At 73.5% G+C, this 25,094-nt stretch carries 22 protein-coding genes; 11 read left to right on the forward strand and 11 right to left on the reverse strand.

Annotated features, from left to right (window positions below; genetic code table 11):
* Positions 1-113: 113 nt before the first annotated feature.
* On the reverse strand, positions 114-782 hold the full coding sequence (locus tag GGQ55_RS08445) for a YqgE/AlgH family protein (protein WP_179716022.1): 669 nt from the start codon (positions 780-782) through the stop codon (positions 114-116).
* A gap of 156 nt (positions 783-938) precedes the next feature.
* Between GGQ55_RS08445 and GGQ55_RS08450 the strand changes: the two genes are divergently transcribed.
* The gene (locus GGQ55_RS08450) at positions 939-2,207 is read left to right on the forward strand and encodes an MFS transporter (protein WP_179716024.1); all 1,269 of its coding nucleotides are present in this window, start codon (positions 939-941) and stop codon (positions 2,205-2,207) included.
* 55 nt (positions 2,208-2,262) lie between these two features.
* Here GGQ55_RS08450 and GGQ55_RS08455 read toward each other — a convergent pair whose 3' ends face one another.
* Complete coding sequence (locus GGQ55_RS08455; RefSeq protein WP_179716026.1) at positions 2,263-3,198, reverse strand: hypothetical protein; 936 nt, start codon at positions 3,196-3,198, stop codon at positions 2,263-2,265.
* An 80-nt stretch (positions 3,199-3,278) separates the two neighbouring features.
* A complete protein-coding gene (locus GGQ55_RS08460; protein WP_366489008.1) occupies positions 3,279-4,769 on the reverse strand; it encodes a CCA tRNA nucleotidyltransferase in 1,491 nt (496 codons plus the stop codon).
* Between the two features lie 42 nt (positions 4,770-4,811).
* Here GGQ55_RS08460 and GGQ55_RS08465 point away from each other — a divergent pair, with 42 nt between their 5' ends.
* From GGQ55_RS08465 to GGQ55_RS08505, 9 genes are all read left to right on the forward strand, one after another.
* A complete protein-coding gene (locus GGQ55_RS08465) occupies positions 4,812-5,288 on the forward strand; it encodes an NUDIX hydrolase (protein ID WP_179716028.1) in 477 nt (158 codons plus the stop codon).
* Positions 5,285-7,564 carry a DUF6049 family protein gene (locus GGQ55_RS08470; RefSeq protein ID WP_179716030.1) on the forward strand — a complete coding sequence of 760 codons (2,280 nt, stop codon included), beginning with the start codon at positions 5,285-5,287 and terminating at the stop codon, positions 7,562-7,564. Before GGQ55_RS08465 ends, GGQ55_RS08470 begins: the two co-directional genes overlap by 4 nt.
* The gene (gene murJ / locus GGQ55_RS08475) at positions 7,561-9,606 is read left to right on the forward strand and encodes a murein biosynthesis integral membrane protein MurJ (protein ID WP_366489010.1); all 2,046 of its coding nucleotides are present in this window, start codon (positions 7,561-7,563) and stop codon (positions 9,604-9,606) included. The genes GGQ55_RS08470 and murJ overlap by 4 nt, the downstream gene beginning before the upstream one ends.
* 37 nt (positions 9,607-9,643) lie before the next feature.
* Positions 9,644-11,386 carry a protein kinase family protein gene (locus GGQ55_RS08480; RefSeq protein WP_179716032.1) on the forward strand — a complete coding sequence of 581 codons (1,743 nt, stop codon included), beginning with the start codon at positions 9,644-9,646 and terminating at the stop codon, positions 11,384-11,386.
* Positions 11,387-11,423: 37 nt separating this feature from the next.
* A complete protein-coding gene (trxB, locus tag GGQ55_RS08485; RefSeq protein ID WP_436277826.1) occupies positions 11,424-12,443 on the forward strand; it encodes a thioredoxin-disulfide reductase in 1,020 nt (339 codons plus the stop codon).
* Between the two features lie 72 nt (positions 12,444-12,515).
* Positions 12,516-12,845 (forward strand): thioredoxin, encoded by a 330-nt coding sequence (gene trxA, locus GGQ55_RS08490; RefSeq protein ID WP_179716034.1) that lies wholly within the window; start codon positions 12,516-12,518, stop codon positions 12,843-12,845.
* A 128-nt stretch (positions 12,846-12,973) separates the two neighbouring features.
* Positions 12,974-14,128, forward strand: coding sequence for an N-acetylmuramoyl-L-alanine amidase (locus tag GGQ55_RS08495; RefSeq protein ID WP_246323782.1), 1,155 nt, complete (start codon positions 12,974-12,976; stop codon positions 14,126-14,128).
* Positions 14,129-14,267: 139 nt separating this feature from the next.
* Positions 14,268-15,644 (forward strand): aminotransferase-like domain-containing protein, encoded by a 1,377-nt coding sequence (locus tag GGQ55_RS08500; RefSeq protein WP_179716036.1) that lies wholly within the window; start codon positions 14,268-14,270, stop codon positions 15,642-15,644.
* The gene (locus tag GGQ55_RS08505) at positions 15,641-16,636 is read left to right on the forward strand and encodes a D-alanine--D-alanine ligase family protein (RefSeq protein WP_179716037.1); all 996 of its coding nucleotides are present in this window, start codon (positions 15,641-15,643) and stop codon (positions 16,634-16,636) included. Before GGQ55_RS08500 ends, GGQ55_RS08505 begins: the two co-directional genes overlap by 4 nt.
* A 43-nt stretch (positions 16,637-16,679) precedes the next feature.
* Here the strand turns inward: GGQ55_RS08505 and GGQ55_RS08510 are convergent, their stop codons facing one another.
* The 8 genes from GGQ55_RS08510 to rpmH form a co-directional block, all read right to left on the reverse strand.
* Complete coding sequence (locus tag GGQ55_RS08510; RefSeq protein WP_179716039.1) at positions 16,680-17,690, reverse strand: ParB/RepB/Spo0J family partition protein; 1,011 nt, start codon at positions 17,688-17,690, stop codon at positions 16,680-16,682.
* Positions 17,687-18,721: a ParA family protein gene (locus GGQ55_RS08515; RefSeq protein ID WP_179716041.1), complete on the reverse strand. Its 1,035-nt coding sequence runs from the start codon at positions 18,719-18,721 to the stop codon at positions 17,687-17,689. The genes GGQ55_RS08510 and GGQ55_RS08515 overlap by 4 nt, the downstream gene beginning before the upstream one ends.
* 96 nt (positions 18,722-18,817) lie before the next feature.
* A complete protein-coding gene (rsmG, locus tag GGQ55_RS08520) occupies positions 18,818-19,471 on the reverse strand; it encodes a 16S rRNA (guanine(527)-N(7))-methyltransferase RsmG (RefSeq protein WP_179716043.1) in 654 nt (217 codons plus the stop codon).
* A complete protein-coding gene (locus tag GGQ55_RS08525; RefSeq protein ID WP_179716045.1) occupies positions 19,468-20,103 on the reverse strand; it encodes a Jag family protein in 636 nt (211 codons plus the stop codon). Before GGQ55_RS08525 ends, rsmG begins: the two co-directional genes overlap by 4 nt.
* Positions 20,104-20,184: 81 nt before the next feature.
* Positions 20,185-21,258 carry a membrane protein insertase YidC gene (gene yidC, locus GGQ55_RS08530; RefSeq protein WP_179716047.1) on the reverse strand — a complete coding sequence of 358 codons (1,074 nt, stop codon included), beginning with the start codon at positions 21,256-21,258 and terminating at the stop codon, positions 20,185-20,187.
* The gene (yidD, locus tag GGQ55_RS08535) at positions 21,251-21,562 is read right to left on the reverse strand and encodes a membrane protein insertion efficiency factor YidD (RefSeq protein ID WP_366489011.1); all 312 of its coding nucleotides are present in this window, start codon (positions 21,560-21,562) and stop codon (positions 21,251-21,253) included. The genes yidC and yidD overlap by 8 nt, the downstream gene beginning before the upstream one ends.
* Positions 21,559-21,927 carry a ribonuclease P protein component gene (gene rnpA, locus GGQ55_RS08540; protein WP_179716049.1) on the reverse strand — a complete coding sequence of 123 codons (369 nt, stop codon included), beginning with the start codon at positions 21,925-21,927 and terminating at the stop codon, positions 21,559-21,561. Before rnpA ends, yidD begins: the two co-directional genes overlap by 4 nt.
* A 1-nt stretch (position 21,928) precedes the next feature.
* Entirely contained in the window at positions 21,929-22,066 is a 138-nt protein-coding gene (gene rpmH, locus GGQ55_RS08545) for a 50S ribosomal protein L34 (RefSeq protein ID WP_089305879.1), read from the reverse strand.
* 628 nt (positions 22,067-22,694) lie between these two features.
* Here rpmH and dnaA point away from each other — a divergent pair.
* Complete coding sequence (dnaA, locus tag GGQ55_RS08550) at positions 22,695-24,392, forward strand: chromosomal replication initiator protein DnaA (RefSeq protein WP_179716051.1); 1,698 nt, start codon at positions 22,695-22,697, stop codon at positions 24,390-24,392.
* Positions 24,393-25,094: the final 702 nt, after the last annotated feature.

Raw genomic sequence — 25,094 nt, forward strand, 5'->3', positions numbered from 1 at the left:
GGGGAAACCGCCCCTGGACAGCAGGAAGGGGCGGCCTCTTCCCCAGACCGCCCCTTCCCGGGCTACTTCCTACCAGAACTTTGCGTCGTGCGCGCTCCGACGCGCGGAAATTTTCAGTTCGCGGAGGGGTCGGCCGGCGCGGTGGACAGCACAGCCAACCGGCCGGTCTGGCGTCCCATGACCGCGCGCCACAGCCGCGGGCCGGCCATCTGGCTGAGCACGTCGCCCGGCAGGCCGGGCACGCAGGCCCATGCGCCCTCGGCGAACTCGGTCGCCAACTGGCCCGGCGACCAGCCCGCGTACCCGGCGAAGACGCGCAGCCCGGTGAGCTGGGCGTCGAGGTCGGCCGGGTCGCTGTCGAGGTCGACGAGGTAGACGTCACCGGCGACGCGGCGCAGGCCGCTGCCCTCGTCGGCGACGACGGCCGGTGAGGTGGCCAGGCACAGCGCGGTGTCGGTCTCGCACGGGCCGCCCACGTGGAACACGCCTGGCTCGACCGCGAGCTCGCACCAGCCGGGCAGCACGTCGCGGATCTCCACCTGGCTGGGCCGGCCCAGGACGACGCCGAGCGTGCCGCTGTCGGTGTGGTCGAGGACGTAGACCACGGTGCCGGCGAAGGTCGGGTCCGACAGCGCGGGCATGGCGACGACCAGCGCGCCGGGACGCACGTCCTCGATCCCGCCGATGCACAGCGGAGGGACGGCGTCGGCGCGTCGGCGACCGGTCGCGGGCCGCGTGGGCGGGCCGGACTCGGGATCGGGCGACGAGGGCACCGGAGTCATCGACCCCAGTGTGCCCCACACCCGACGCGGAGGGAGGTCAAGGCTGCGCCGTCAAGAGCAGGAGGACAGTTGTCTGTGCGGAAAAGTCCTGGACACCGGCTGCAGGCGGCTCGGCGGTGACCCGGATGCATCCGTCCGGACCCGTAGGGTGACCGGATGCAGGAGCAGGCGCCCACGACCGTGCGCCACCTGCTCCTGCGGAGCGACTTCCGCCGACTGCTCGGCACCCGCTTGCTCTCCCAGTTCGGGGACGGCGTCTTCCAGGCCGCGCTCGCCGGCACGGTGCTGTTCAACCCGCAGCGCGCCGCGAACCCCGTGGACGTCGCCGCCGGGTTCGCCGTCCTGCTGCTGCCCTACTCGCTGGTGGGTCCGTTCGCCGGGGTGTGGCTGGACCGCTGGAGCCGGCGCCAGGTGCTGCTCCGGGCGAACCTGCTGCGCGCGGTGCTCGTGCTGGGCGTGGCCGCCCTGGTGCTGGCCGGCGTCGGCGGGATCCCGTTCTACATCGCGGGGCTGCTCGTCTTCTCGGTGAACCGGTTCGTGCTCGCCGCGCTGTCAGCGGGGCTGCCGCACACGGTGGACGAGCCGTCGCTGGTCTCGGCCAACGCGCTGTCGACGACGTCCGGCGCGGTGGCGACCGTCGTCGGGGGTGTGGCGGCGCTGGGCGTGCTGCAGCTGCTCGGGGCGGGCAACGGCGGCTACGCGCTGGTGGGGGCGTCGTCGGCGGTGCCGTACGTGGCCGCGGCCGCCGTCGTCGCCGGGTTCGCCCGCCCGTACCTCGGCCCGGACCACATGGCCCGCTCCGCGCGGCTGTCGGCCCGCGAGGTCGCCGTCGGGATGCTGGCCGGGGCGCGGCACGCGTGGTCGCACAAGCCGGCGGCCGCTGCGCTGATCGCGATCAGCCTGCACCGGCTGTTCTACGGCTTCCTGACGCTGATGACGCTGCTGCTCTACCGGAACACCTTCACGACGGAGAGCTCGCTGTTCCCGGGCGGGCTGGTCGGGCTGGGCGAGGTGGTCGGCGCGGGGGCGATCGGCACGCTGCTGGCGGCCGCGGTGACGCCCTGGGCGGTGCGGCACATCGGCAAGCCCCGGTGGATCACCGCGGTGCTCGCCGGCGGCGGCCTGGCCCAGCTCGCCCTCGGCCTGCCGTTCCTGCCGATGACCATCGTCGCCGCGGGGCTGGCCCTGGGCTTCGTGGCGCAGGCGGTGAAGATCTGCGTGGACACCACGCTGCAGGAGGTGGTCGACGACGACTACCGCGGCCGCGTGTTCTCCGTCTACGACACGCTGTTCAACGTCACCTACGTCGTGGCGCTGCTGATCGGCGCGTTCGTGCTGCCGGCGTCCGGCATCTCCTACCTCATGCTCGTCGCCGTCGGCGTCGGCTACGCCCTCACCGCCGCCCTCTACTGGCGCATCAGCTGAGGATTTGCGGTTGCGGAGGCTGAGAGGCGAGGTTTCCTGCGCTCTCAGCCTCCACTCAGGCGACGAGGGGCAAGAGCTCCAGTCCACACGCCAAGGGATGCGCCCGGAGCCGCCTGACCGGGAAGCGGAAGAGCCGCACCCCTACGCCTTGGATGGCGTTCTGCCTGCCCACATCCGAACTCCAGTCGTTCGCCGAGAGGTGGAACATCGCCCCGTCGGCCTCTGCCGCGACCTTCGCCCTGCGCCAGTACGCATCCACGAAGTACGTCCCCGTCGGGGTGTCGATCGCGGCGCCCCATTCCGGCTCGGGGACCTTCGCGAGCAGCACGGCACGGCGCAGATCGGCCTCGCCGACCGAGCGCATGCCTCGGCGGGCGTCGCCGATGGCCAGCCGAAGCCACGATGTCAGCCGCCTGCCCAGCAGTGCAGCCTCCATCTCGAGGTCGGTCACCGTGCAGAGGTCCCGTTGCAGCACATCGGCGACGACGTGGTCGACGTCGCGTTGGCGCCGAGCAGTGATCGCGACGTCGACCGCGGCCCTGGCGGGTGGGCAGACCGGGAGCGGACCCACCGCGAAGCCGTCCGCAACCGGTCGTCGGCTCTGATGGACGACGACGAATCCGCGCGACCGCAGATGGTGCCCCTGGGGCACCGTGACCTCGACGAGGCCCCCCTCTTCCGGCGGCTCGTAGTCACCGAGAACGCCGGCGGCTCGCCGTCGGTGCGTCAACTCTTCCACCCGGGCGCCCCATGCCAGCAGAGCGCTGCGGTGGCTGAGGGAGGCGCCGCTGCCGGCGAAGTAGAGGGCCGAGTGCCACCGCTCCTGACGGGTGAGCGGTCCGGAGTGACTGACGAAGACGCCCGGCAGCGGCTCCTGCCAGCGACCCGAGGCCACAGCATTCCGCAGCCGATAGGGAGTCACGCCTGCGGCGGAGAGGACCGAGCGAGGAGCCACCTGTTGGCCGTTGATGCGGATGGGAGCCAGATGCACCCGCGGAGAGTGCGCGACTCAGCGCCCGCCCCGCTCTCCCCGTCCACAGCGGAGGCTGAGAAGCGAGGTTTTCTGCACTCTCAGCCTCCGTTGCGGGAGGACCACCAGGTGCGGAGTTCGGCCTCGGCCTCGTCGGGCGGCAGCGGCCCGCGCTCGAGGCGCAGCTCCTTGAGGAAGCGCCACGCCTCCCCGACCTCCCGGCCGGGTGGGATGCCCAAGATCTCCATGATCGCGTTGCCGTCGAGGTCCGGGCGGACCCTGTTCAGGTCCTCCTGCGCCGCGAGCTCGGCGATGCGGGTCTCGAGCGAGTCGTAGGTCGCCGCCAGCGCCGCGGCCCGCTTCTTGTTCCGCGTCGTGCAGTCCGAGCGCACCAGCTTGTGCAGCCGGGGCAGCAGGTCGCCGGCGTCGGTGGCGTACCGGCGGACGGCGGAGTCGGTCCACTCGCCGCGGCCGTATCCGTGGAACCGCAGGTGGAGGTACGTCAGCTTCGCCACCGCGTCGATGACGTCGTTCGGGTAGCGCAGCTCCTTGAGGCGCTTCTTCACCAGCTTGGCGCCGACCACCTCGTGGTGGTGGAAGGAGACCCGCCCGCCGGGCTCGTGCCGCCGCGTCGCCGGCTTCCCGATGTCGTGCAGCAGCGCGGCCAGGCGCAGCACCAGGTCCGGCGACTCGGCCGACGGGTCCGCCTTCTCCAGCGCGATCGCCCGGTCCAGCACCGTCAGCGAGTGGGCGTAGACGTCCTTGTGCTGGTGGTGCTCGTCGATCTCCATGCGCAGCGCCGACAGCTCCGGCAGGACGACGTCGGCCAGCCCGGTCGACACGAACAGCTCCAGCGCGGCGCGCGGAGAGTCCTGCAGCAGGGTCTTCGACAGCTCGACCTGCACCCGCTCGGGGGTGATCCGGCCGAGCTCCGGGGCCAAGTCACGCATCGCGGCCACGACCTCGTCGGTCGGCGTGAGCTGCAGCTGCGCGACGAAGCGGACGGCGCGCAGCATCCGCAGCGGGTCGTCGAGGAAGGACTCGGTGGCCGAGCCGGGTGTGCGCAGCTGCCCCTTGAGCAGGTCGCCGAGCCCGCCGAACGGGTCGGTGACCCGCCGGTCCGGGCCGAGCGAGACCGCCATCGCGTTCACGGTGAAGTCCCGGCGGGCCAGGTCGTCCTCGAGCGAGGTCCCCCACGCCACCTCCGGGTTGCGCGACTCGCGGTCGTACCGGTCGGCGCGGAACGTGGTGATCTCCACCCGGACGCCGTGCACGTCGGCGCCCACCGTGCCGAAGGCGATCCCGGTGTTCCACGTGGAACCCGCCCAGCCGCGCAGGAGCTCGAGCGTCTGCTCCGGCCGGGCGTCGGTGGTCACGTCGAGATCGCCCGGCACGCGGGGCGCGCCGGAGCCGGCGGCGAGCAGTGCATCACGTACCGAGCCGCCGACGAGGTGCGCCTCGAAGCCGGCCGCGCTGAAGCGTTCGCCCAGCTCGGTCAGCACGGGGGACAGGTCGACCAGCTCGCGCACGGTCTCCTGCACGGCGGGCGGCACGGACCCGTGGGGGGGACGACTCGGGGGCTCTGCGGACACGACGAGCCAGGGTAGTGCCGAGTCGCGCGCTACCCTCCTCGCATGGCTGGGACGGGCGGACGCGGGCGCCCCGGCCGCCGGCTGCGCCGGGTCGACGAGACCTCCGCCGGGGGCCTGGTGGTCGCCGACGACGGGGTCAACGAGCCCCGCGCCGCCCTCATCGGCCGCACCGACCGCCGCGGCCGCCTCCTCTGGTCGCTGCCCAAGGGGCACATCGAGGAGGGCGAGACCCCGGAGGACACGGCCGTCCGCGAGGTGGCGGAGGAGACCGGGATCATCGGCGAGGTCGTGGCCCCGCTCGGGATCATCGACTTCTGGTTCGTCGCCGAGGGCCGCCGGGTGCACAAGACGGTGCACCACTTCCTGCTCCGCGCGATCGGTGGCGCACTCTCCGATGCCGACATCGAGGTGACCGAGGTCGCCTGGGTCCCCCTCTCGGAGCTCTCCTCCCGGCTGGCCTACGCCGACGAGCGAGCACTGGTCGAGCGGGCACCCGCCCTGCTGGCCGACAGCGCGTGAGCTCGTCGGCTGCCGGCAGCGCTCCCGCCGACGGCCGCCGCCGGCCGGGACTCCGCAGCGTGCTGGCGTCCGCAGCTGTCTGCCTCGCGGCACTCGGCGGCAGCGTCGTCGGCGCACCGCACGCGCAGGCGGCCCCGGACGACGACACCCGTCACGACCGCCCGATCAGCATCGAGGTGAGCCGGCTCGAGCCGCGCAGCGTCGTCCCGGGCGCCGTGATCACCGTCAGCGGCGTGCTCACCAACACCGGCGACCAGACGGTGACCGACCTCGGCGTGCGGCTGCAGCGCGGCGAGGTGCTGACCACGCGCGCGGAGCTGGCGGCCGCCGACACCGCCGCCGACCCGGACACCACCGTCGTCCCGCCCTTCCAGGACTACGACGGCAGCATCGGCCCCGGCAGGTCGATGCAGTTCACCTACACGATCCCGACCGCCAGCCTCCAGCTCACCCAGGACGGCGTCTACCCGGTCCTGCTCAACGTCAACGGCACCACGGGCGGCGGCGACCGCCAGCGCCTCGGCGAGCTGTCCACCTACCTCGTCCAGCAGCCGGCCCTCCCCACGGGGCGGACGACGGTCGCCTGGCTGTGGCCGCTGGTCGAGCGCAGCCACCGCGACGCCTCCGGGGACTTCGTCGACGACGGCCTGGCCGGGTCGGTTCGCTCCGGCGGCCGGCTGGACCGCGCGCTGTCGGTCGTCGAGGAGCTCCCCCGCACCACCCCGGTCGGTGGGGGCAACCCGACGCCGAGCGTGCCGGTGACCCTGGCCGTCGACCCGGCCCTCGTCGAGGAGCTGGAGACCATGGCCGCCGGCCCGTACGCCGTCGCCGGCAAGGAGGACGCCGGGAAGGGGACGGACGACGCCGCGGCGTTCCTCCAGCGGCTACGGGCGGTCGCCGCCGTCCACCCGGTCGTCGCCCTGCCCTACGGCGACGTCGACGCCGACTCCCTGCAGACCGCGGGCCTCGGCGCGGTGCTCACCCGGAGCCTGCCGGAGGCGGGCACCGCGTCGGCCGGTGGCGAGGGCCAGGGGGCGGGGGCGCGGATCCTCGCCGACGCGCTCGGCGTCGAGCCCGGCACCGACGTCGCCTGGGTCGCCGACGGCGCCGTCCACCCGGAGACCCTCGCCGCGCTGCAGAACGGCGGAGCGAAGCAGGTCGTCCTCGACGCCGGCGCGCTCAGCGAGGGCACCCGGGCCGTCGGCCTGCGGGGCAGCAGTGCCGCCGCCCGCACCAGCGTCGCGCTGAGCAGCGGCCCGATGGACGCGCTGGTCGCCGACCCCACCCTGGGCGCGCTGGGCGGCTCGACCGAGAAGACCGCCGGAGGGGTGCGCATCGCCGAGCAGCGCTACCTCGCCGAGCTGTCGGTGCTCGCGCTGCAGGCCCCCGCCGACCCGGCGCAGGCGCCGTCGGTCCTCATCGCCCCGCCGCGCGAGGTCGGGGCCGACCCGGACGGCGTCCGCCAGATGATGTCCGACACCGCCGAACTGCCGTGGCTGCGCGCCGCCTCGGTCGAGGACCTCACCACCGGGCCGTCGAGCGACGCCGGGACGCTGGTCGCCGCCGGGACGACGGCCCTGGACGGGAGCGGTCTGGCCGACGTCGCCGCCGCGGTCGCCTCCCGCGACGACCTCGCCGGCGCCGTCGTCGGGGACGCCGACAGCGCGCTGGCCCCCGAGGACGCCGCGCTCTCCCGTGCCACGTCCGTGGCCTGGCGCACCGACCCGGCCGGTTTCCGCGACGCCGCCCAGGACGTGCGGACGACGATCGGCGAGCAGCGCGACCGGGTCACCCTGCTGGCACCCGCCGACGGCACCTACAGCCTCGCCTCCAGCGACGCCCCGCTCGTGCTGACCGTCCGCAACGACCTGCCGTTCACCGTCCGCGTGCTGCTGCAGCTGCGCACCCGCGGCAACGTGGGCCTGTCCATCGACGACATCGGCCCGCAGGAGCTGGCCCCGGGGGAGCGGACGGTGCTGCAGGTCCCCACGCACGTCCGCCAGTCCGGCCGGTTCGCGGTGACCGCGTCGCTGACCACGCCGAGCGGCGGCCCGCTGGGGGACCGCGTGACGTTCCAGGTCAAGAGCACCGCGTACGGCTCGATCTCCCTGATCATCACGATCGGTGCGGCCGTGCTGCTCGGGCTGCTGTTCCTCCGCCGGCTGATCCGGTTCCTGATGCGCCGCCGGCGCGGCGGGCCGCCGTCCGACGGCGGGCCGGAGCCCGCGCCCGAGGGCGCGGCCGTGCCGGTTCCGCCCACCAGGAGCCCGGTGTGAGCGCCGAGCAGCAGCCGGTCGAGGAGGCACCGGTGCGCGACGAGGACGGCGGCCGCCCGCTGCCACCCGTCCCGCCGGCCGCGCCGCGCGCGACGCCACGGGGCCCGGCTCCCCTGCCGCCACCGCCGTACAAGGAGGCACCGCCGCCGTCGGTCCCGTCGGCCGGGGCGCTGGGCGGGAGCCCGCCGCCGCCCGTCCCGGGTCCGGCGACGCCGGTGCTGCCGCCGCCTCCGTACCCGCCGGCGCAGCAGGCCCAGCCGGCTCCTCGCCGGCTGCCCACGCCGCCCGTCCCGCCGCCCCCGCCGCCGGCCGCCCGGCGGCGGTTCGTGCCGCACCCGGACGACGAGTTCACCCAGCTCATCCCGGTCCTGCCGCCGGTGCCGCGCGTCGCCGCCGAGGCCGCGGCGCTCGAGGAGCGGGAGGGTGCGCCCGGTGCCAGCCGCGGCATCCTCCGCGCCGCGGGGACCATGGCCGTGGCCACGCTGGTCTCCCGCGTGACCGGCCTGCTGCGGACGATGGTGCTCGTCGCGGCGCTGGGCGTGACGCTGGTCAACGACGCCTACAACACCGCCAACACGCTGCCCAACATCGTGTACGAGCTGCTGCTCGGGGGCGTGCTCACCTCGGTCGTCGTCCCTCTGCTGGTGCACGCCCAGGAACGCGACCGCGACGGCGGGGCCGGCTACGCGCAACGGCTGGCGACCCTCGCCATCGCGGGGCTGTCCGTCATCACCGTGGTCGCGGTGATCGCCGCCCCGGCCCTGACCTGGCTGTACGGCATCCGCGGCGAGCAGGTCGACCTGGCCAACTGGCTGGCCCGGCTGCTGCTGATCGAGATCGTCTTCTACGGCATCGGTGCGCTGGCGACGGCGATCCTCAACTCCCGCGACGTGTTCGGGCCGCCGGCGTGGGCGCCGGTGCTCAACAACGTCGTCGTCATCGCGACCGGCCTGCTGTTCATCGCGGCGAGCGGACCGGGCGACCTGACCCCGCTCACCATCACCTCGGGCCAGGTGTGGCTGCTCGGCATCGGCACCACGCTGGGCATCGCCGTGCAGGCCCTGGTGCTGCTGCCGCTGCTGCCGAAGGCCGGCGTCCCGCTGCGCCCGCGCTGGGGGCTGAAGAACACCGGTCTGCGCGAGGCGGGCACCCTCGGCCTCTGGGTGATCGGCTACGTCGCGGTCAGCCAGGTCGGCGTCGTCGTCGCGACCAACGTGGCCAACGCCGCCGGTCGCCACGGCGGCCTCGGATCGGCCGCGTTCGCCACGGCGAGCCTGCTGTTCCAGATGCCCTACGGGATCATCGGCGTCGCCCTGCTGACGGCGCTGCTGCCGCGGATGAGCCGGGCGGCCTCCCGCCACGACGTCCCCGGCGTCGTCTCCGACCTCGCGCTGGGCACCCGCCTGTCGGCGCTCGGCCTGCTGCCGGTGACCGCGGGGCTGATCGTCCTCGGCCCGCCGCTGGCCGCCGTCGTCTTCGCCCGCGGCAACACCACGGTCGAGGAGGCGCGCGGGATCGGCGAGGCCCTCGCGATCGGTGCGTTCGGGCTGCTGCCGATGGCGATCACGCTGCTGCAGCTGCGCGTCTTCTACGCGATGAAGGACGCCCGCACGCCCACGCTCATCCAGGTCGGCATGGTCGCCGTCCGGGTGCCGCTGCTCCTGCTGGTGCCGGTCGTGGTCGGGCCCGAGCACGTCGTGGCCGGGCTCATGTTCGTCACCAGCGTCACGTACGTGGCCGGGTGGGTGCTGGGGGACGTCGCCCTGCGGCGGGTCCTCGGCGCCGTCCGGACCCGGGAGACCCTCGCCCCGGTGCTGCGGATCGCCGGCGTGTCGGCGGCCGCCGGCCTGCTGGGCTGGGCGGTCGTCGCCCTGCTCGGTCACGTTTTGGGTACATCGGTGGCAGGCTCGCTCGGAACTCTCCTGGTCGGTACCGTGGTCATCGGCGTCGCGGTTGCTGCAGGCTTCGTGGTCGCCCGTGTCCCCGAGGTCCGGGAGCCGCTCGAAGCGGTCCGGGCGCGGTTCGGCCGCGGGCGGTCGTGAACCGGGCCGGAGAAGGAGAAGGAGGTCGTCCGCTTCCATGACCTCCACGGTCACCGGCCTGCCCGACCGCTATCGACCCCTGGACCAGGTGGGCGGCGACGAGCCGACGCCCACCGGCGTCATCCGCTCCTGGCGGGCGAAGGACCGCGTGCTCAACCGCGACGTGGCGATCCGGGTGCACACCCCCGGCGGCCCTGCGGCGCACGCCTGGATCGCCCGCGCGCTGACCGCCGGTGGCCTGGCCACCCCGGCGCTGGCGATGGTCTACGACGCCGCCGAGGGCAGCGAGGACGTCGACGCCCCCGGGAGCGCGGCCTACGTCGTCAACGAGTGGATCGACGGCGAGACCCTCGCCGACCGGCTGCAGCGCGGACCTCTGCCCGAGCGCGAGGCGCGCACCGTCATCCGCCGGCTGGCCGAGGGCGTCGCCGAGGCGCACCGCGTCGGCCTCGCCGTCGGCGGCCTCACCCCGGAGCACGTCGTCCTCCGGCCGAACGGCCTGGTGGGCCTGCGGGCGGTGCCGGCGGCCACGGGCACCGTGCAGGGCGACATCACCGCGCTCGGCGGGCTGCTCGAGGCGTGCCTGGGCGGCGCGCAGGCCGTCGAGGCGGCCGGCCGCGGCCCCCGTCGCGGCGTCGGCGTGCCCCCGGACCTGGCCGCGCTGGTCCGCCGCGCCCGCTCCACCGAGCCCGGCCAGGGCCTGTCCAGCGTGGCGGCCATGGTCTCGCTGCTCAACGAGCGGCCGCGCACGTCCCCCTCGTCGTCGCTGTCGTCCTCCGACCGCGGTGAGTCGGAGAACTGGCTGCGCCGCCTGCGCACCCAGCAGGACGCCGGCGCGCCCGCCACGGAGCAGGCCGACCTGCCCGCCGCTCCGGCCGCCGCTCCGATCGCTTCGGAGCCGCCCGCCCCGACCGTGAGCGTCGACGCGCCGGTCCGGCTCGACCCGCACACCTTCCCGCCGGTGCCGCTCCCGGTCCGGCCGGTGCCGCAGACCGGGCCCGCCTACGTCGCGGCCGAGCCGTGGACGTCGACCTCCGACGACCTGGACGCCGTCCTCCACGACGAGGGCTGGAGCGACGCCGGGTACCGCTCGCAGCCCTACACCGACACCGGGAGCACCGACCTCGCCGAGACCGAGGAGCCGGGCGCCCGCCGCCGGGTCGCGTTCATCGGCGTCTCGGTCCTCGCGCTGGCCGTGGTGATCGCCCTGGCCTGGTGGATCGGCACGAACGTGCTCACCGTGGCCGACTCGGTCGACGAGCGCCAGGGCAGCACGCCCCCGGCGGGTTCCTCGTCGTCCGCGCAGAGCTCCAGCGCATCGGCGCAGCCCGGCGCGCCGATCGCCATCGTCAGCGCCGACGTGTACGACCCGCAGGGCGACGGCGAGCCGGAGAACGACCGCGAGGTCCCGCTCAGCTACGACAACGACCCGTCGACCTCGTGGTCGACGCTGGAGTACCGGGGCTCGCCGGCGTTCGGCAACCTCAAGGACGGCGTCGGCATCCTGTACGACCTCGGCAGCGACCAGAACATCGCCGGCGTGACGCTCACCACCACCACGCCGGGCATCGCGGTCGACGTCCGCACCGGCGAGGACCCGAAGGGCGATCTGGACAGCTACGCGGTCGGGGCCAGCGGCAAGGTCGACGGCACCACCGACCTGACCTTCGACAAGCCCGCCAAGGCGCGGTTCGTCCTGGTCTGGGTCACCGGGCTGGTGCCGAGCGAGGGCGGCTTCCAGGGCAACCTGGCCGAGGTCGTCGTCCACGCCGCGCGCTGAGCGCCCGAGCGGGAATGCCACCCCTACCATCGGGGTTGTGCCGCCCGTGACGAACTCCTCGCCGACTCCCGGCCCTGCGGTCGAGACCGACCCTGCCAACCCCGGCATCCCGCCGGCCGAGCAGGACGGCGTCCGCGACCTGATCATCATCGGGTCCGGGCCGGCCGGCTACACCGCTGCGATCTACGCCGCCCGGGCCAACCTGCACCCGCTGGTCTTCGAGGGCTCGCAGTTCGGCGGCGCGCTGATGACCACCACCGAGGTGGAGAACTTCCCCGGCTTCCCCGAGGGCATCCAGGGTCCCCAGCTGATGGACGACCTGCGCAACCAGGCCGAGCGCTTCGGCGCCGAGCTGGAGCCGCGCGACGTCAGCGAGGTCGACCTCACCGCGACGCCGAAGGTCGTCAAGGTCGGCGACGAGGTGCACCTCGCGCACGCCGTCATCGTCGCCACCGGCTCCAAGTACCGGTACCTCGGCCTGGACAACGAGCAGCGGCTGCTCGGCCGCGGCGTGTCCGCGTGCGCCACCTGCGACGGCTTCTTCTTCCGCGACCAGGACATCATCGTCGTGGGCGGCGGCGACTCCGCGATGGAGGAGGCCACCTTCCTCACCCGCTTCGCGAAGAGCGTCACCGTCGTCCACCGCCGCAGCGAGCTGCGCGCCTCGAAGATCATGCAGAAGCGCGCCCAGGACAACGAGAAGATCCGCTGGCAGCTCGGCAAGCAGGTCACCGACGTCCTCGGCGGCGACACCGTCTCCGGTGTCCGGCTGACCGACGTCGAGAGCGGCAGCACCGAGGAGCTTCCCGTCTCCGGGGTGTTCGTGGCGATCGGCCACGACCCGCGCAGCGAGCTCTTCGCCGGCCAGCTGAAGCTCGACGACGCCGGCTACATCCAGGTGGAGCACCCGACGACGCGCACCAACATCGACGGCGTCTTCGCCGCCGGGGACGTCGTCGACCACATCTACCGCCAGGCCATCACCTCGGCGGGCACCGGCGCCGCCGCGGCCATCGACGCCGAGCGCTGGCTGGCCGAGACCTTCGACGAGCGCTGACGCGGGCATAGAACCCCCGCAGCGCCCGTTCTCCTACCGACACCTCCGAGCAACCCTTCAGGGAGTACGACCATGGCAGGCAACACCAAGACGGTGACCGACGCGACCTTCGCGACCGACGTCCTCGGCAGCGACAAGCCGGTGCTGGTGGACTTCTGGGCGGAGTGGTGCGGCCCCTGCAAGATGGTCGCCCCCGTCCTCGAGGAGATCGCGGCCGAGCACGCGGACAAGCTGACGATCGCCAAGCTGAACATCGACGAGAACCCGCAGATCGCCCGTGACTACCAGGTCATGTCGATCCCGACGATGACCGTGTTCCAGGGCGGCAAGCCGGTGAAGAGCATCATCGGCGCCAAGCCGAAGGGCGCGATCCTCTCCGACCTGGCCGACTACATCGGCTGAGCGTCCTCGTCGCTCTCGCACGCAGCGTGACCCAGAGCCCGTCCGACCACCCGGTCGGACGGGCTCTGCCACGTCCGGGGCACCCCGACTGGGCCGCGTCGGCTGCGGCGGGCGACAATCAGGACACGATGAGCGACAGTCGCATGCAGCCCCTCGGCACCGGGGACCGTGGCCCAGCGGTCGCCGACGTGCAGGCCGCGCTGCGCAGCCTCGAGCTGCTGCCGGCGGGCCCGGATCACGAGGAGGCCGCGGAGGCGGCCGTCTACGACGAGGCCACCGCGCTCGCCGTGCGGCACTTCCAGCAGGTCCGCGGGTTGTCGGTCGACGGCCGGGTGGGCGAGGAGACCTACCGCGCCCTCTCCGAGGCGCGCTGGTCGCTGGGTGACCGGCTGCTGCGCTACGACCCCGAGCGCCCCACCCGCGGCGACGACGTCACCAACCTGCAGGACCGCCTGCACGAGCTCGGCTACGACGCCGGACCGGTCGACGGCGTCTTCGGCCCGGAGACCGAGACCGGCCTGCGCACCTTCCAGCGCGACTACGGGCTCACCGCCGACGGCACCTGCGGGCCGGCCACCCTGCGCGCGCTGCGCCAGCTGGGCCGCAAGGTGGTCGGCGGCCGCCCGCAGCTGCTGCGGCAGAGCGCCTCCTTCGTCGAGAGCGGCCCGCACCTGCTGGCCCGGCGCATCGTCATCGACCCCGGGCACGGCGGCACGGAGACCGGGTTCACCTTCGGTGAGACCACCGAGGCCGACCTCGTCTTCGACATCGCCTCGCGGATCGAGGGCCGGCTGGCCGCAGCGGGTGCCACGGTCTACCTGACCCGCGGGCGGCACCAGAACCCGACGGCGGATGAGCGGACCGCGTTCGCCAACCAGGCCCGCGCCGACCTGTTCCTCTCCCTGCACGTCGACGCCCACCCCTCCGAGCACGCCCGCGGGGTGGCCAGCTACTACTACGGCACCGGCTCGGGCGCCTCGTCCACGGGCGGCGAGCAGTTCGCCAACCTGGTCCGCCGCGAGGTGCTCGCCCGCACCGGCATGCTCGACCTGGGCTCGCACCCCAAGACGTGGGACCTGCTGCGGATGACCCGGATGCCTGCCGTCCGGATCGACCTGGGCTACCTCTCCCACCCGGTCGACCGGCTGCTGCTGCTGGACGCCCGGCTGCGCAGCACCATCGCCCACGGCGTCCTCGCCGCCGTCCAGCGGCTCTACCTGGCGCCCGAGGCGGACCCGCCGACCGGCACCTTCGTGCTCCCCGCGACCGGCTCGGGGGTGTGACGGAAGGGCGATCGGGCAGATCCCCGCTCGCCCCGTCCGCCGTGTCGTGGAAAACCGCTGGGGCGCCCTCCCTACACTCGTGAGGGTGGCTGTCTCCCCCGGGGGCCCGACCCCCCAAGGTCCCGGTGCGCATGCGCACGTGACGCCGCGGCATCCGCGGCTGGACCCGCTGGCGGACCGCTACGCAGCACGCACCCACGGCATGAAGACCTCGGAGATCCGCGCGCTGTTCTCCGTGGTCAGCCGGCCCGAGGTGGTCTCCCTGGCCGGGGGCATGCCCGCCGTCACCGCCCTGCCGCTGGACGCGGTCGGCTCGATGATCGGCGACCTCGTCTCCGGCATGGGCGCGCAGACCCTGCAGTACGGCTCCGGGCAGGGCGACCCCCGCCTGCGCGAGCGGATCTGCGACGTCATGGCGCTGGAGGGCATCACCGACGCCAACCCCAGCGAGGTCGTCGTCACCGTCGGCTCCCAGCAGGGGCTGGACCTGGTCACCCGCGTCTTCTGCGACCCGGGCGACGTGATCCTCGCCGAGGGCCCGTCCTACGTCGGGGCGCTCGGCGTCTTCCAGGCCGCCGAGGCCCGGGTGCGGCACGTCCCCATGGACGACGACGGCCTGATCCCCGAGGCGCTGGAGCAGGCACTGCTGGAGTGCCGCGCCAACGGCGACCGGGTGAAGTTCCTCTACACCGTGCCGAACTACCACAACCCGGCCGGCGTCACCCTGTCCGAGCCGCGCCGGCGGGCGATCATCGACCTCGCCGACCGGTACGACCTGCTGATCATCGAGGACAACCCCTACGGCCTGCTCGGCTTCGACCACGAGCCGCTGCCGGCGCTGCGGGCCCGCGACAGCCGGCGGGTCATCTACCTCGGCTCGTTCTCCAAGACCTTCTCCCCGGGCCTGCGGGTGGGCTGGGTGCTCGCGCCGCTCGCCGTCCGCGAGAAGCTGGTGCTGGCCACCGAGGCCCAGGTGCTCTGCCCGCCGTCGCTGACCCAGTACGCGGTCGCCCGCTACCTGGACACCCAGCCGTGGCGCGAGCAGATCAAGCTGTTCACCGAGCTCTACCGCGAGCGCCGCGACGCCACCCTGGAGTCGCTGGACGCGCTCATGCCGGCCGGGACCACCTGGACCCGTCCGGACGGCGGCTTCTACGTCTGGCTGAAGCTGCCGCACGGTCTGGACTCGAAGCTCATGCAGCCGCGCGCGGTCAACGCGCACGTCGCCTACGTGCCCGGCATCGGCTTCTACGCCGACGGGAACGGCCGCGAGTACATGCGGCTGTCGTACTGCTACCCCGAGCCGGACCAGATCCGCGAGGGCGTGCGCCGGCTGGCCCGCGTCATCGAGGCGGAGCTGGACCTGCACCGCACCTTCGACAAGGTGGACACGGGGCAGTTCCGCGCCGTTGAGCACGGTGGGTCGGGTGGGGGACAGCCCTTCGGACCCCAGGTGCCCGACGTCGAGCCGTTCGTCGGCCCCGCCAACAGCGACCGATTCGAGGACCGCCGGTGACCGAGCCCGCAGCAGCACCCGTCGAGGCAGCAGGGGAGCGACCGCACGCGCTGCGGGCCGTCGTCCTGGCCGGTGGGCTGACCTTCGAACGGGAGGTCAGCCTCTCCTCGGGCACCCAGGTGGTCGAGGAGCTGACCCGGCACGGCCTGGAGGCCGAGCTGCGCGACGCCGACGCCGAGCTGCTGCCGGGCCTGGCCGCCGCCCCCGCCGACGCGGTGTTCATCGCGCTGCACGGCGCGACCGGCGAGGACGGGTCGCTGCGCGCGGTGCTCGACCTGGCCGGGGTTCCGTACGTGGGGTCGCCGGCGGCGGCCTGCCGGCTGGCGTGGGACAAGCCCGCGGCCAAGTCGGTCGTGCGGGGCGCCGGAGCGGCGACGCCGGACTGGGTGGCCCTGCCGCACAGCACCTTCCGCGAGCTGGGCGCCGGCGCCGTGCTCGACCTGATCGTGGCCCGGCTCGGGCTGCCGCTGATGGTCAAGCCCGCCTCCGGCGGCTCCTCGCTGGGCGTGCAGAAGGTCAGCCGGGTCGAGGACCTGCCCGCGGCGATGGTCAGCTGCTTCGCCTACGGCGACACCGTGATGGTCGAGCGCTACGTCGAGGGCGTGGAGCTGGCGCTGTCGGTGGTCGACCTGGGGGAGGGGCCCGAGGCGCTGCCGGCGGTCGAGATCGTCCCGGAGTCCGGCGTCTTCGACTACACCGCGCGGTACACGCCGGGCCTCACCGAGTACCACACCCCGGCCCGGGTGCCCGAGGACGTCGCCGTCCGGGCGGCCGCGCTCGCCGTGCTGGTGCACGAGGAGCTCGGGCTCACCGACCTGTCGCGGACCGACGCGATCGTCTCGCCGGACGGCGAGGTCCACTTCCTCGAGGTGAACGTCTCCCCGGGGCTGACCGAGACGTCGATGTTCCCGATGGCCGTCGAGGCCGCGGGCTACGACCTCGGCGAGGTCCTGGGCAAGCTGCTCGCCCGAAGGGCCGGCTCAGCCCGCTGAATTACGTCCGTGACGTTTTGCCGGACCGATCCTCGGGCGCCGCTCAGGAGTCGGTCCGGCGCCCGGTGATGTCCGGAGCCATGAGGCCGACGATGCGCTGCAGGTCGTCGACCGAGCCGAACTCGACGACGATGCGGCCCTTGGCCCGGCCGATCTGCACCTGCACCTTGGTCTCGAAGACGTCGGACAGCCGCTGCCCGAGGTCCTCGACCCCGGGCGCGCTGATCCGCCGGGTGCGGCGCTTGGCGGTCGGCTCCTCGGCGGCGGCGATCGCCACCGCCTCCTCGGTGGCCCGCACCGACATGCCCTCGGCCACGATGCGGGTGGCCAGCGCGTCCATCGCCTCGTTGGACGGCAGCCCGAGCAGGGCGCGGGCGTGCCCGGCCGACAGCACGCCGGCCGCGACCCGGGTCTGCACCTTCACCGGCAGCTTCATCAGCCGGATCGTGTTGGTCACCTGGGAGCGGCTGCGGCCGATCCGGCTGGCCAGCTCCTCGTGGGTGGCGCCGAACTCCTCGAGCAGCTGCTGGTAGGCCGCGGCCTCCTCCAGCGGGTTGAGCTGCACCCGGTGGATGTTCTCCAGCAGCGCGTCGCGCAGCAGGGCGTCGTCCGTGGTGTCCCGGACGATCGCCGGGACGCTCTCCAGGTTCGCCGCCTTGGCCGCCCGCAGCCGGCGCTCGCCCATGATGAGCTCGTAGCCGCCTTCGGGCCGCTCCCGGACGACGATCGGCTGCAGCAGGCCGAACTCCCGCACGGAGTGGGTGAGCTCGTCGAGCGCCTCGTCGTCGAAGACCTGCCGCGGCTGCTTCGGGTTGGGGACGACGTCGTCGACGGCCACCTCGCGCAGCTGCGCGCCCGGGACACCGACGGTCTCCTCGGCGACCGGCACCGGCCGCACGGGGCTGACCGGAGCACCGGCCGGAGCCGCGGCCCCGGCCGGTGCGGCGTCCGGGACGACGGTCGGCCGCTCGACGGCCGGCTCCTCCGGCGCCGGGGGAGGCGCGGTGGGGATCAGGGCCGCCAGGCCGCGGCCGAGTCCGCCACGCTTGGTCATCGGTTCTCCGTCGAGGAATCGGTGGATGCGCTGAGATCGCCGTACGACGGCGGGGCGACGCCGGCCGGCGCCTTGCCCGGTTCGAGCGGCGGGAGGGCGGCACCGCGCTCGGCGAGCTCGCGAGCCGCCTCCACGTAACTGGTGGAGCCGCGCGATCCCGGGTCGTAGGTCAGCACCGACTGGCCGTAGCCGGGCGCCTCGGACACCCGCACGTTGCGGGGGATGACCGCGTGCAGCACCAGGTCGCCGAAGTGGTTGCGGACCTCCTCGGCCACCTGGTCGGCGAGCTTGGTCCGGCCGTCGTACATCGTCAGCAGGATGGTCCGGACGGCGATGCCCGGGTTCAGGTGCGCGCGGACCAGATCGATGTTGTTGAGCAGCTGCCCGAGACCCTCCAGCGCGTAGTACTCGCACTGGATGGGGATGAGCACCTCGTCGCCGGCCACGAGGGCGTTGAGGGTGAGCAGACCCAGGGACGGCGGGCAGTCGATGAGCACGTACTGCGGCCGCCGCTCCTCCGGCAGGGAGTGCACGTAGGCCTCGATGGCGCGGCGCAGCCGGTACTCGCGGGCGACCACGGAGACCAGCTCGATCTCGGCGCCGGCCAGGTCGATGGTGGCCGGGACGCAGGTGAGCAGCGGGCTCGCCGTCGTCGCGTGGGTGACCGCCGACAGGGGGCTGTCCCCGACCAGGGTGTCGTAGACCGACGGCGTCCCGACGGTGTGCTCGACCCCGAGCGCCGTGCTCGTGTTCCCCTGCGGGTCGAGGTCGATCACCAGCGTCCGCAGGCCGTAGAGCGCGAGCGCGACCCCCAGGTTCACCGCGGACGTGGTCTTGCCGACGCCGCCCTTCTGGTTGGCGATCGTGATCACGCGCAGCCGCGACGGCGCGGGGAACGGGTCCTGGTCGGCGGCGTGCAGGACGCGGGTGGCGCGCAGGGCCTCCATTGCGATGGGACTGTCGAAGTCCCCCGGTGCGCCCTGGTCAGCGGCGGCCAGACTGCTCCGCAACCGCTCGCCCGGGTCGGTCATCGCGGTCCTTCCCCCTCGTTTCCCGCAACCCGTTTCACGTGGAACGGGTCGGGCACTTCTCATCGGTTCCACGTGGAACAGCGGACGGTGTCGCCGTCAGCGTTCCGCGCGGGTCATCACCACCACGGTAGTGGCAGCCTCTCCGAGCGCGGCGCCGACAGCCCGTGCACGGATCTCGCGCATGCCTGCCGCCTCGAGTTCGGGCACGAGCGCCGGCAGTTCCGCCACGGCCCGCGCGCCGACGAGGGCGACCAGTTGGGCCCCCGGGCGGAGCAGTCCGCGGCACCAGGCGACGAGCCGGGGGAGCGCGGCCACCGCCCGGGCGGTGACGACGTCCACCTGGCCCACCGCGGCGCCCACCGAGCGGTCCTCGGCCCGGCCGCGGACCACGCGCCAGGGCGCGCCGAGCTCGGCGACGGCCTCCTCGAGGAACTCCACGCGCCGGGCCATCGGCTCGACGAGGGATAGAGAGATGTCGGGACGGGCCAACCCGAGGGGGATGCCGGGCAGGCCGGCCCCGCTGCCCACGTCGACCACGCGGGCGCCGTCGGGGACGGCCTCGGCCACCGCCGCGCTGTTGAGCACGTGCCGCTCCCACAGCCGGGAGACCTCGCGCGGCCCGATCAGGCCCCGGGTGACGCCGTCCGAGGCGAGGCGGGCGACGTAGCGCTCCGCCTGCGGGAGGGCGTCGCCGAAGACGGCGCGGGCGACGTCCGGCGCAGGCGGAACGGATTCGTCCGGAAGCCTCACGCCTCGGGGAGGATGACCACGCGACGGTTGGGCTCCTCGCCCTCCGACTCGCTGCGCACGCCGCTCACCGCGGCGATGACGTCGTGCACGACCTTGCGCTCGAACGGGTTCATCGGCGTGAGGCGCTCGGGCTGGCGGCTCTGCGCCACCCGGCGTGCCGCCTCACCGGCGAGCGAGGAGAGGTCCGCCCGCCGCTTGGCCCGGAAGCCGCCGACGTCGAGCATCAGCCGGCTGCGCACTCCGGTGGACTGGGCCACCGCGAGCCGGGTCAGCTCCTGCAGGGCCTCGAGGACCTGGCCCTCCTGGCCGATGAGGTCGTCGAGCTGGCCGCCGACGATCGCCACCGAGGCCCGGTCGCCCTCGACGTCCAGGTCGATGTCGCCGTCGACGTCGAGGATGTCGAGCAGCCGCTCGAGGTAGTCCCCGGCGACGTCGCCCTCACGGACCAGCAGGTCGTCGGAGCCGCCGTCCCGGTCGGTGCCCCGGCCGGTGTCGTCGCCCGCGTCGTCTTCGCTGTCGTTCTCGTCGTCGCTCACGTCGTCGACGAGCGCGTCGTCGCTGTCGTCGTCGGTGTCCGGCAGGTCCGGGGCGGCCTCGGGCTCAACGGTCGCGGGCTGCTGCGGAGCGCTCACGGGAATCCTCCTCGTCGGTGCGGGTGGTCGATGGCCGGTCGGCGCCGGCAGGGGCGTCCCGGGACGGACGCGGGGCGCCGGTCAGCGGCGCTTGCGTTTGGGCTTGCCCGGTGGGCGTGCACCCGGTGCCGGCGCGGTCGAGCCGTTCGGCGACGCGCCGTTGCCCTGGGTGCGGTCGGACTCGGTGGGCGCCACCGGGGAGGTGGCGCCGTCCGAACCGGTGGTGGGCTCGGCATCCGCAGCGGGAGCCGCGGTCGGGAGCACCGGGCGGCCGCCCTTGCCGCGCACCGGCTTCGCGCCGGGCTTGGGGGCGAGCGCCTTGGGGTCGATGGCCGCCTTCTCGGCGGCGGCGGCGGCCAGCGCGGCCGGCGATCCGGGCGGCGGGGGCAGCTTCTTGAGGATGTAGAACTGCTGGCCCAGGGTCCACAGGTTGTTGGTGAACCAGTAGAGCAGGACGCCGATCGGGAACAGCGAGCCCGAGACGAGCAGGCCCAGCGGCATGCCGTAGAGCATCAGCTTCTGCACCATGGCGGCCTGGCCCTCGACCGGGCCCGATCGCTTCATGATCTGCCGCTGCGTGTAGTAGCTGGTCAGGACCATGACGATGATCAGGACGATGCAGACCGTCGTGATGCCGGCCTGCGTGACGCCCGGGATGGCGAGGATCGAGCTCTTCTTCGGCTCCTGCATCGTCAGCGACGCCGAGATCGGCGCGACGCCGAACAGCTTGGCCGTGGCGGCCTGCTGGGTCAGCTCGTAGGACCAGCCGTACAGACCCGCGGCGCCCGGCTTGAGCCGGCGCAGCACGTGGAACAGCGAGATGAAGACCGGGATCTGCGGCAGGATCGGCAGGCAGCCGGCCAGCGGGTTGACGCCGCGCTCCTTCTGCAGCGCCATGACCGCCTGGCTGAAGCCCTGCCGGTCGCTGCCGTACTGCTTGCGCAGCTTCTGGATCTCCGGCTGGATCTCCTGCATCGCCCGCTGCGACTTCACCTGGCGGATGAACAGGCGGAACAGCAGCAGCCGGATCGTGACGACCAGGAACATGATCGACAGGGCCCAGGTGATGCCGCCGGCCGGATCCAGGAACGTGGAGAACAGGGCGTGCCACTGCTCCAGCACCCAGGAGATGGCGGTGTACAGCCAGTCAAGCAACGGCGGACTCCTCCGACGGGGCCCGGCGGGCCGGCGGGGTGGCGAGATCGGACGCCGCTGTGGACGACGTGTGGCCCGCCCCAGCGGTTCCTGACCCGGGAACGAGGTCGACCCCGCCGGGGTGCCAGGGGGCGCACTTGGCCAGCCGGCGCAGCGCCAGCCAGCTGCCGCGCGCGGCGCCGTGCAGCTCGATCGCCTCGAGCGCGTAGGCGCTGCAGGACGGGTAGAACCGGCACCGCGGCGGGAAGGCAGGGCTGATCGCCCGCTGGTAGAAGCGGACGACGGCCAGCAGGGCGGTCCTCACCGGACCTGCTCCCCGAGGACGCGGTCGAGCCCGGAGGCCAGATCCCGGCGCAGCCGCTCGGAGGTCGCCTCGGCCGCCTCGGGGCGGGCACGGACGACGAGGTCGGCGGTCGGGGGCAGGCGGTGCAGCTCGCCGAGGACGACGGCACGCAGCCGCCGGGTCACCCGGTGGCGGACCACGGAGTTGCCCACGGTGCGGCCGACGACGAAGCCCGCGCGCGGACCGGCGGCGGCTACCCCACCGGGAGCGGCGGGGCGCTGGGGAAGGTAGTGGAGCACCATGGTCGACCGCCCGACGCGTCGCCCCGACCGGACGACCGCGGTGAACTCCGGACGCCGGCGCAGGCGGGCCTGCGCGGGCAACACCTCAGGCGGAGAGCTTCTCGCGACCCTTGCGCCGGCGACCGGCGATGATCGCCCGACCGGCGCGGGTGCGCATCCGCAGCCGGAAGCCGTGGGTCTTGGACCGGCGACGGTTGTTCGGCTGGAACGTGCGCTTGCTCACGAGGTACTCCTACTGCAACGACATCGGCGGGGGCGTGCCCGCCGGCCGACGGGCACGCTCGGGGGAGACCCCCGGAAGCTGGTTTCCCCACGACGGCGACCGGTGGGCAGGGCAGACCCTGCGCCGAACCGCGGCGCCATCGCAGACTCCGACCAGCATAGCCGAGGATCGACCGCTGCCGGGCACCGCCCGGGGAGCCGACGTTCCAGGCTGCACGACGCCCTCGCCAACCGCACCCAGGCACGCCGTGGCGACAGCGGCGTGAACTCGCGCCGACGCGCCGAAGAACGTCCGGCGATCGTTGCCGGGCTGTGGATGAGGCTGTTAGCGTCGCCGTCGCTCCGCGTCGGGTCGTAGCGGCCCGGCACCGGGGCGGACCCGTCGGTCCGACCGGCGTGGCCGTTCCCCCGTCCGTTGCCACACAGGGCCCTGACCAGCGCCGATATCGTCCTCCAGGACCGCGACCGCGGTCCCCGGTGGACGACGGGCGTCGATCGTGCACACCCTGTGGACAGCGATGTGGACCCCGTGTGTTCGGGTATCCACAGGCCGGGCGCAGGCGGACGCGCACCGCGGGGGACGACCGGGCTCGGCCCGGAGAACACGGGCAATGGGGAGGACGACGGGCATGACCGATGCCACGCTGGACCTGGCGACGGTCTGGGACCAGATCCGCGAGCGATTGGCCACGAGCCTGTCCCCTCAGCAGAACGCGATGCTCAACCTGACCCGGCCGCTGGGCCTGGTCGAGGACACCGCCGTGCTGGCCGCGCCGAACGAGTTCACCCAGACCGTGCTGGAGTCCCGGATGCGCCGGGTGCTCTCGGAGGCCCTGTCCGAGCAGTTCGGCCGCGACATCCGCGTCGCCGTCCAGCTGGAGGACGCGCCGGCCGACCAGCTTTCCACCGCGCACGAGCCGCCCGTCCGCCGGCCGTGGTCACCGCCCGAGCCCAGCCGGGACGAGGACGACGAGGACCGCGCGCGGGCCGACGACGGCCGCAGCGCCTTCGGGGTGCGCACCGACGCCCTGCCGGTCTGGGAGCGCGAGCCGGCCACGGGGTCGGACGACGTCCCCGGCCGGCCGACCCCCGACCGAGGCGCACCCGAGGACTGGAGCCCGGCCGCCTGGGCGCCGGAGACGCCGGCCGCACCCGAGGCGGGCGCCGGCGACGACACCGGGCCGACGGCCGACGTCCTGCCGTTCGACCTGGACCTGCCCGCTCCCGAGGGGCGGCGCGGGAGCACCGACGCCGGCCCGCGGACGCGCCGGCAGGCGGCGGCCACCCCGGCCGACCCGGGCCTGAACCCCAAGTACGTCTTCGACAGTTTCGTCATCGGCAACTCGAACCGGTTCGCCCATGCCGCGGCCGTCGCCGTCGCCGAGGCCCCGGCGCGCGCCTACAACCCGCTGTTCATCTACGGGGAGTCCGGGCTGGGCAAGACCCACCTGCTGCACGCGATCGGGCACTACGCGGCGCGGATGTTCCCCAACGTCAAGGTGCGCTACGTCAGCACCGAGGAGTTCACCAACGAGTTCATCAACCTGGTGCACTCCGGCCGCGCGGAGGACTTCCGCCGCCGCTACCGCGACATCGACTTCCTGCTCATCGACGACATCCAGTTCCTGGAGCGCGCCGAGCGGACGCAGGAGGAGTTCTTCCACACGTTCAACACGCTGCACAACGCCAGCAAGCAGATCGTCATCACCTCCGACCGGCCGCCGAAGAAGCTGACGACGCTGGAGGACCGGCTCCGGACGCGGTTCGAGTGGGGCCTGATCACCGACGTCCAGGCGCCGGACCTCGAGACCCGCATCGCGATCCTGCGCAAGAAGGCGTGGGGCGAGCGGCTGCAGGTCCCCGACCCGGTGCTGGAGTTCATCGCCAGCAAGGTGCAGACCAACATCCGCGAGCTCGAGGGCGCGCTGATCCGGGTGACCGCCTTCGCCAGCCTGAACAAGCAGCAGGTCGACCTGCCGCTGGCCGAGCTGGTGCTCAAGGACCTGATCAGCGACGAGCAGGGTCCCCAGATCACCGCGGCGATCATCATGGCGGCCACGGCGGAGTACTTCTCCGTGACGATGGAGGAGCTGCAGGGCACCAACCGCAGCCGCACGCTGGTCAACGCCCGGCAGATCGCGATGTACCTCTGCCGCGAGCTGACCGAGCTGTCGCTGCCGCGGATCGGCGCCTCCTTCGGCGGCAAGGACCACACCACGGTCATGCACGCGGTCAAGAAGATCACCAACCTGATGAGCGAGCGCCGCGCGACGTACACGCAGGTCACCGAGCTGACGGCCCGCATCAAGAGCCGCGCCCGCAACTGACCCGCCGACCGCGGCCGGCACGGTCGCCAGGTCGACTTCTCCACAGCTGTGGGGAACCGTGTGCATGGCGTAACCCCACGTCCCGCGCGGTCGACGGGCGATCGGGCGGCTCCGGTCGGTCGACTCGTCGAGAAGTTGTCCCCAGGGATGTGCACAGGTTGGGGAATCCGCGTGCGGACCGGCTCACGTCGGGTCACCGACGCGCACTGTTCACCTCTCCGTCGTCCCGAGGGGCTTGCGGTCGAGCCCGGGACCGTACTTGCAGTGCGATGTAATTCGGGCCGCTGACCTGCGCTTTTGCAAAAGCCCTGGTGGTACGTCGCGGAACGGACCGGGCGGCCTGCGGACGGGCTGGGGACGCACAGGGGGCAGACAGGGGACAGATCGTGGACGACGACGCCGACGTGTGCACGGCCGTCGAGATGTCCACGTGTCGACAACAGGACGACGCCGGCCACCCACAACGAGCCAACATGTCGATTCCCGCGCTGACCTGCGCGGTCGGGGGTTCTCCCCAGCTTCCACACCAGTGATGACGAGGATGAAGGAGATATCTCGAGGTTTTCTCGAACCCCAGTCTGGGTGGGGATCCCGCTCGAGGAGGGGCCAGATCGGGACCCCAACGGGTTGAAGAAGAGCCGCGGTTTCCCCCTGGACGACCGCACCAGGCACGATGAGCAACGAGAGAGCACGGGAGCGTCC

Source organism: Petropleomorpha daqingensis (assembly GCF_013408985.1).
Taxonomy (GTDB): domain Bacteria; phylum Actinomycetota; class Actinomycetes; order Mycobacteriales; family Geodermatophilaceae; genus Petropleomorpha; species Petropleomorpha daqingensis.

Coding starts and splice junctions, on each gene's coding strand:
- GGQ55_RS08445 (WP_179716022.1), bottom strand. CDS start 782: ATGACTCCGGTGCCCTCGTCGCCCGATCCCGAGTCCGGCCCGCCCACG.
- GGQ55_RS08450 (WP_179716024.1), top strand. CDS start 939: ATGCAGGAGCAGGCGCCCACGACCGTGCGCCACCTGCTCCTGCGGAGC.
- GGQ55_RS08465 (WP_179716028.1), top strand. CDS start 4,812: ATGGCTGGGACGGGCGGACGCGGGCGCCCCGGCCGCCGGCTGCGCCGG.
- GGQ55_RS08480 (WP_179716032.1), top strand. CDS start 9,644: ATGACCTCCACGGTCACCGGCCTGCCCGACCGCTATCGACCCCTGGAC.
- trxA (WP_179716034.1), top strand. CDS start 12,516: ATGGCAGGCAACACCAAGACGGTGACCGACGCGACCTTCGCGACCGAC.
- GGQ55_RS08495 (WP_246323782.1), top strand. CDS start 12,974: ATGAGCGACAGTCGCATGCAGCCCCTCGGCACCGGGGACCGTGGCCCA.
- GGQ55_RS08510 (WP_179716039.1), bottom strand. CDS start 17,690: ATGACCAAGCGTGGCGGACTCGGCCGCGGCCTGGCGGCCCTGATCCCC.
- GGQ55_RS08515 (WP_179716041.1), bottom strand. CDS start 18,721: ATGACCGACCCGGGCGAGCGGTTGCGGAGCAGTCTGGCCGCCGCTGAC.
- dnaA (WP_179716051.1), top strand. CDS start 22,695: ATGACCGATGCCACGCTGGACCTGGCGACGGTCTGGGACCAGATCCGC.